This is a genomic window from Trebonia sp. (assembly GCF_049794275.1).
GTDB lineage: Bacteria > Actinomycetota > Actinomycetes > Streptosporangiales > Streptosporangiaceae > Trebonia.
The window spans coordinates 1-2,479 of the sequence record NZ_JBARCR010000193.1 but is presented as its reverse complement, the minus strand read 5'-3'; the positions used below and the strand labels follow the sequence as shown (position 1 = coordinate 2,479).

At 71.2% G+C, this 2,479-nt stretch carries 2 protein-coding genes; one reads left to right on the top strand and one right to left on the bottom strand.

Annotation, left to right across the window (positions count from 1 at the left end; genetic code table 11):
• Positions 1-1,472 (top strand): xanthine dehydrogenase family protein molybdopterin-binding subunit (locus WA805_RS05605; protein ID WP_425241808.1); only part of this gene is annotated, 1,472 nt, incomplete at its 5' end.
• Here WA805_RS05605 and WA805_RS05600 read toward each other — a convergent pair.
• On the bottom strand, positions 1,469-2,479 hold a 1,011-nt coding region (locus tag WA805_RS05600), incomplete at its 5' end, for a PHP domain-containing protein (RefSeq protein ID WP_425241807.1). The two genes, WA805_RS05605 and WA805_RS05600, sit on opposite strands and share 4 nt — an antisense overlap.

Here is a 2,479-nt window from a genome sequence, read left to right as displayed (position 1 = left end):
CGTCCGGGCAGGCGCGCGAGGAGGGCTTCGACGTCCGCGCTGCCGTCAGTAACGACGGTGACCTGCTCGGACTCGACGCGACGATGGTGCTCGACAACGGCGCCTATCCGGTCATGGGCACGATGGTCCCCTCGATCATCGAGGGGATGCTCCCCGGCCCTTACAAGCTCGCGGCGCTGGGTTTCGAGTCGACCGCGGTCGCCACCAACAAAGCGTCGTACATCGCGTACCGCGGCCCGTGGGCGTCCGAGACGTTTGTCAGGGAACGCGTCCTGGACCTGCTCGCGAAGGACCTCGGCCTTGATCCGCTCGAGATCCGGCTGCGGAACATCGCGCCGCGCACCGACCCGCCTTTCATGATGGTCACCGGGCGTCCGCTGGCGGGAGTCACCGCCAGGGAGTCGCTGGAGCGCGTCGCCCAGATGGTGGACATCCCGGCCTTCCGGCGACGGCAGGCCGACGAACGCTTGCGGGGTCGTTACCTGGGCATCGGACTGGCGACCTTCATCGAGGCCGCTCCCGGCCCGCGCTCCCCCGAAGCGGGCAGCGGGCCGATGGGCCTGGAGTTCATGCGGCTCACGCTCGCGGAAGACGGCATCGTGACGCTGTTCACCGGCCAGATGCCGCACGGGCAGAGCCACCAGACCACCCTCGCCCAGATCGCCGCCGACGAATTCGGCGTGCCATTCGAGCAGGTCCGGGTCGTCGTGGGTGACACCGCGGTGGTGCCGTTCGGTTTCACGGGCGGGAGCCGGTCGGCCACCATGACCGGCGGCGTGGCACTGCACGGCGCCCGGCAGCTCAAGGGCAAGGTGCTCGATTTCGCGTCGCTCCTCTTCGAAGCCAGCGCTCAGGACCTCGAGATCACCGATGGCGAGGTCCTGGTGCGCGGCGACCCCGACAGCGCGGTCTCGGTGGCAGAGGTCGCCAGGCAGGCCGCGTCGGGGCAGTTCGATGCCGACGCTGACACCAAGTTCGAGGTCGAGGCGTCGTTCGACGGCGGCGAAGGCGGCTGGTCCGGCGGCAGTCACTGCGCCATCGTCGAGGTCGACGTCGAGACCGGCATCGTGAAGGTGGAGCGGTACGTCGCGGCCGAGGACTGCGGCGCGCTGATCAACCCCGCGGTCGTCGAGGGCCAGATCCGGGGCGGCATCGCGCAGGGCATCGGCGCCGTGCTGCTCGAGCGGTCCGCCTACGACGCCGACGGCAACTTCCAGTCGGCCACGTTCATGGACTATCTGCTGCCGACCGCCTGCGACATACCCAGGATCGAGATCGAGCACCTCGAGACCGTGCCGCTCGACGCGGACGTCAACTTCCGCGGCGTGGGCGAGGGCGGCATGATCGTCGCGCCGCCGACCGTGGTGAACGCGATCGAGGACGCGCTGGCGCCGTTCGGCGTGCGGATCTACGAGCAGCACCTGCCTCCGGCCCGCATCCTGGAGCTCATCGCTGACGCGGACGCTAGTTAACGCCGGCCGCCGGGGGTGCCGCGGGTGTTGATCACCCGGTCCGGGCCGATGCCGAACTGCTCCGCGCGGGCGCAGCCGCCGTCCAGCCAGTCGAGCTGGCCCGGTGCGTGCGCGTCGGTGTCGACCGCGAACAGGCAGCCGATCTCGACGGCCAGCCGCAGCAGGTCATCGGGCGGGTCCTGGCGTTCTGGCCGGCAGTTGACCTCCAGCGCGACGCCGTGCTCGCGGCAGGCGGTGAACACCGCCTCGGCGTCGAACTCCGACTGCGGGCGGCCGCGGCCGACGATTATCCGTCCGGTGCAGTGGCCCAGCACGTCGGTATGCGGGTTGCGGATGGCGGCGATCATCCGCGCCGTCATCGGCACCGACGGCATCCGCAGCTTAGAGTGCACGCTCGCGACCACCATGTCGAGCTGCCCGAGAAGCTCGTCGGTCTGGTCGAGCGAGCCGTTCTCGAGGATGTCGACCTCGATGCCGGACAGGATCCGGAACGGCGCCAGCGTTGCGTTCAGCTCCCCGATCAGCTCGAGCTGGGCACGGAGCCGGTCAGCGGACAGCCCGCTGGCCACGGTGAGCCGGGGCGAATGGTCGGTGAGCGCGACCCATTCGTGGCCCAGGTCGCGCGCGGCCAGCGCCATCTCCAGCGGCGGGCTGCCGCCGTCGGACCAGTCCGAGTGCATGTGGCAGTCGCCCCGCATCGCGGCGCGCAGCGCGGTCGGCGGGGCCGGCGCCCCGCCGCCGAGCAGCCGGGTCAGGTACTCAGGCTCCTGGCCGGCTGCCGCCTCCGTAATCACCTGCGCGGTAGCCTCGCCGATCCCGGCCAGCTGCCGCAGCGTCCCGGCCCGCACCCGTTCGGCCAGCTCGGCCTGGCTCAGCCCGTCGACGACCTCGGCGGCGCGGCGGAACGCCCGGACCCGGTAGGCCGGCGCGCCGGAACGTTCGAGCTGGAACGCGATCTGCCGCAACGCCCATACCGGATCCACACCGGCCAGCTTACGAGCCGCGGG